This is a genomic window from Mesorhizobium sp. M4B.F.Ca.ET.017.02.2.1, assembly GCF_003998955.1.
Classification (GTDB): Bacteria; Pseudomonadota; Alphaproteobacteria; order Rhizobiales; family Rhizobiaceae; genus Mesorhizobium; species Mesorhizobium abyssinicae.
Window position 1 is genome coordinate 1 of the sequence record NZ_RZOF01000451.1, and the last position, 4133, is coordinate 4133.

General features: G+C 65.3%; 3 protein-coding genes and 2 pseudogenes. 2 read left to right on the plus strand and 3 right to left on the minus strand.

Going from position 1 to position 4133, the window contains the following annotated elements:
* Both EN738_RS31680 and EN738_RS31685 read left to right on the plus strand, forming a co-directional pair.
* Positions 1 to 271 (plus strand): annotated as a pseudogene (locus EN738_RS31680) (ABC transporter permease); the annotation flags it as partial.
* 55 nt (positions 272 to 326) lie between these two features.
* Positions 327 to 1400 (plus strand): ABC transporter ATP-binding protein, encoded by a 1074-nt coding sequence (locus tag EN738_RS31685; RefSeq protein WP_127287037.1) that lies wholly within the window; start codon positions 327 to 329, stop codon positions 1398 to 1400.
* Here EN738_RS31685 and EN738_RS31690 read toward each other — a convergent pair.
* From EN738_RS31690 to EN738_RS31705, 3 genes and pseudogenes are all read right to left on the minus strand, one after another.
* Entirely contained in the window at positions 1364 to 2674 is a 1311-nt protein-coding gene (locus EN738_RS31690) for a flavin monoamine oxidase family protein (RefSeq protein WP_127287035.1), read from the minus strand. The genes EN738_RS31685 and EN738_RS31690 overlap by 37 nt on opposite strands.
* Positions 2671 to 3747, minus strand: a complete 1077-nt coding sequence (locus EN738_RS31695) for an extracellular solute-binding protein (RefSeq protein WP_127287036.1) — start codon at positions 3745 to 3747, stop codon at positions 2671 to 2673. The genes EN738_RS31690 and EN738_RS31695 overlap by 4 nt, the downstream gene beginning before the upstream one ends.
* Positions 3748 to 4031: 284 nt before the next feature.
* Positions 4032 to 4133: pseudogene (locus EN738_RS31705) on the minus strand (IS110 family transposase); the annotation flags it as partial.

The window sequence follows — 4133 nt, forward strand, 5'->3', positions numbered from 1 at the left end:
GCCGATGGTGATGCCGGCGATCATCTCCAGCCTGCTCGTCTGCTTCACCATCTCGCTCGACGAGTTCATCATCGCCTTCTTCCTGACCGGCACCGAGGCGACGCTGCCCATCTACATCTGGGGTCAACTGCGTTTCGCGGCCAAGCTGCCGGGTGTGCTGGCGCTGGGCACGCTGCTGCTCTTCGCCTCGTTCCTGCTGATGACCATTGCCGAGATCCTGCGCCGCCGCGCGGCCAGCCGCACCCGGAACGAGGGAGGCCTCTATGCCTGAATTGTCCCTGGCCGAACGGCCCCACCAGTCCGAGCGACCCCAGTCCGAGCGGGCCATGATCGAGATCCGCGACGTCACGCGCAGCTACGGCGCCTTCAAGGCGCTGGACGATGCCTCGCTGACCATCAAGGAAGGCGAGTTCTTCTCGCTGCTTGGTCCCTCGGGCTGCGGCAAGACCACGCTCTTGCGCATGATCGCCGGCTTCGACAATCCGACCAGCGGCTCGATCGCCGTCGGCGGCCAGCCGATGGATGGCATCCCCGCCAATCGGCGGCCCACCAACATGGTGTTCCAGAGCTATGCGATCTTCCCGCATCTCAACGTCGAGCAGAACGTCGCCTACGGGCTGAAGCGGCTGAAGCTGCAAGGCGACGAGGAACGACGCCGCGTCGAGGAGGCGCTGGCGCAGGTGTCGCTGACCGGCCTCGGCAAGCGCGGCGCTACCGAACTTTCCGGCGGCCAGCGCCAGCGCGTGGCGCTTGCCCGCGCGCTGGTCATGCGTCCCAAGGTGCTCTTGCTCGGCGAGCCGCTCTCGGCGCTGGACAAGAAACTGCGCGAGCAGATGCAGGTCGAGCTGCGCCGCCTGCAGCAGGCGGTCGGCATCACCTTCGTGCTGGTAACCCACGACCAGTATGAGGCGCTGGCCATGTCGGATCGCATCGCCGTGATGTTCGGCGGCAAGATCGCGCAGGTCGCCTCGCCGAAGGAAATCTACCAGCGGCCGGTCAACCGCCAGGTTGCCGACTTCCTCGGCGGCATGAACTTCGTCAAGGCCGAAATCGTCGAGGAGAACGGCGCCTCGCTGGTGCTCGACACGCTGGGCTTTGGGCGTGTGAGGACAGACAAGCCGAAGGCCTTCGTCCGCAACGGCGGCCAAGCGACGCTCGGCATCCGGCCGGAACGGCTGCGGGTGCTGTGGGACAATGCGACGGCGAAATTCGAGGTTGCCGGCAAGGTGGTCGAGCGCCACTATTTCGGCGAGATCACCCACCTGATCGTCGAGATCCCCGGACTGGAAAAGCCGCTCTCGGTGACCGAGACCAACGATTTCGGCGCCGACGACATCCCGGTCGGCGCGCCGATCCGCCTCGCCTACGATCCCGAGGCCCTGGTGGCGATGGCGGACTGAAGGCCAGCCAGGATTTTTCCGGCGGCGATGCGCCCGGCCACGATCGCGCCTTCGACATAGGCGGGGAATGACGGCGACACCTCCGACGAGGCGAAATGCACCGGCGGCGCGCCGGCGAGGATCGTGCGCTCGGCATCCCGCGCCGTCACATCGACAATGAGGTCGCTATAACCACCGCCGCTCCAGCGGTCATCCGTCCAGTCGCGCTGGTTGAAGTCGAGGATATCGGCCGCCTCAGGACCGAGCGCATCCACGAGCTTGGCGGTGACTTCGGCGCGCAGCGCCGCGGCGCCCAGCTTGCGGCAGCGCAGCGCCAGGGGTCCGCCGATGAAGACGACCAGCGCCGCATGCCCTGCATCCTTGCTGGCGTCGCAGGCAAACAGGCCCGGCATGTCGCGCCACATCACCATGCCGCTCAAGTCCCGATCGCGCCAGAACGGCTTGCGGTAACGGACCAGGATCTTGACCACGGCGCCGCTTTCCCAGACGCCAAGCGCTTTCGCCAGCTTCGTCGGCAGGGCGGGCGCGAAATCGATCTTCGCGGCCGTGGCTGGCGGCACCGCAACCAACGCTTGGCGCGCCTCGATCGTACCGCCGGCCGTGGTGACGCGAACGCCTTGCGGTCCGTGCTCGACCCGCGTCACCGGTTCGTTCAATCGCAACCGGTCGCCGAGATCGCCGGCCAGATCCTCGGCCAGCGACTGCATGGTCTCGCGCAGAAAATATTGCAGCTCCGGCACCTCGTTGGTGATGCGGCGATCATTGTCGATCAGATACCAGAGCGGCACCTTCTCCAGCGCCAGGCACCAGAGACCCTCGATCATCGAACGGAAGGCCGCCTTCGCGTCGGCGCTGTCCTTCTGGCGCCCGAGCCAGTCGGCGACGGTCAGCCCGGCAATCGCCGGATCGTCCGGCTCGATCCCGTTCAGCCGGTCGCGGATCGCCATCGCCGCGACATAGGTCCGCTCCGCCTGCGCGGCCGACATCGGTGGATGGGTGATGAAATCGCCATCGACATAGGTCTCGACGAATGTCTTGCCGCGCGCCCTGGCCAGCGCCATCAGCTCCGGCATGTCCTCGCACAGGAACTGGCCGCCACTGTCGATCCGTTCGCCGAGCCCGTTCAGGATGGCCTCGACCCGCCCGCCGACCCGGTCACGCGCTTCGAGAAGCAGGAAATCGATGCCGGCGCGCTTCAGCTCGAGCGCCGCCGTCAGGCCGGTGAAGCCGCCGCCGACGAGGACGACCTCGGTTCTTTCGACTGCTGTCGTCAATAGCCGGCCTTGATCTTCTCGAACTCGGCCACCATCCGCTGCTTCAGCTCCGGCGCCACCGGCTGCTGGAACAGCGTCTTGTCGAGGAACTTGTCCAGATTGTCGAAACCGCGCTCGGCCAGGATCTTGTGGTCGAGCGCCGCCATGCCGGCGGCGTTGCCGTGACCGTAGCCGAAGGTCTTGACCAGATAGTCCGATACGCCGGGCGCGTTGACGGCGCTGAGGAAATCATAGGCCTGGTCGAGCTTGCCCGGCGCGTCCTTCATCAGCACGTAGCCGCACACCCAGGTCGACAGGCCTTCCTTGGTGTCGCGGTTTATCTCGATCGGCATGCCCTGGCCCTTGAGCGTCACATAGGTCTCGTTCCAGCCCCAGACGAGATCCACCTCGTTGCCGGTGAAGGCCTGGTTGAGGTCGGTGTCGTCGGTCCAGTAGAAGCGCACATTCTTGTGCACCTGGCGCAGGAAGTCGGACGCCTCCCTGAACTTGGCATCCGTCATCTTGGTCCAGTCCTTCAATCCGATCACCAGGCTCGCCAGCGCATAGGCGTCGTCGACATTGTCGCCGATGGTGACACGCCCCTTGAACTTCGGATCGGCGAAGATCCTGAGCGATTGCGCTTCTTGCGCCGTCACCTTGTCGATGCGGTAGAGCAGCGAGGTGTTGCCCCAGTCGAAGGGCATGAACCAGGCCTTGCCGTCGGCTGTGGTGGCGAGATCCTTCATCGCCATGATGCCAGGGTTGAGGTCCTTCCAGCCAGCGATGCGGTTGGTGTCGAGCGGCTGCAGCAGGCCTGCCTCGCGCCATTTGACCACGCTTTGCGAGCAGGGATGCGCGATATCGGCCTTGAAGCCGGCGCGCATCTTCTCGAACGCCTCGTCCTCGTCGCCGAAGAAGGAGAAGGTCGGTTCGGCGCCGTATTTCGCCGCGTAGCCGGAATGCAGCAGCGGGTCCTCATAGCCCGACCAGTCGAAGACGATGAGATCGCCGCCGCCCTCCGCAAGCGAGTAGGCCACGCCGGCTCCGACCGGGCAGGCGGCGGCGAGAGCAAGGCGGCGAAGCATGGAATTCATGACGCGAAACTCCCCCATCGCGAATACGTTTCCGCGAGGTTAGGAGAATTGCGGGCCCTTGGCGAGGCCGCTCGCTCCGCTTCAATCTATGGCTGAGATCACGAAATTGTCGAAGTCTGCGCAGCCCCTCATCGCCCTGCCGGGCACTTCTCCCCGTATAGTGACGGGGAGAAGGGGCTGGCCGCAACCTCGTCGCCTTTCCTGAAACGTTAGCGATTGGCGAAACCGGCCATGACAGCGCCCCTCTCCCCGTCACTATACGGGGAGAGCGACTGTCTTGGCTGTCAAGCTGTTTGCCATGGTTTTTGGTCGCGGATGATGGCGTTGAGAATGGTCAGCAGCTTTCGCATGACGGCCACGACGGCGACGATCTTCGGCTTGCCGAC

Bases quoted from the DNA above. Each gene is read 5' to 3' on its own strand.
- EN738_RS31685 (WP_127287037.1), top strand. From the start codon at position 327: ATGATCGAGATCCGCGACGTCACGCGCAGCTACGGCGCCTTCAAGGCG.
- EN738_RS31695 (WP_127287036.1), bottom strand. From the start codon at position 3,747: ATGAATTCCATGCTTCGCCGCCTTGCTCTCGCCGCCGCCTGCCCGGTC.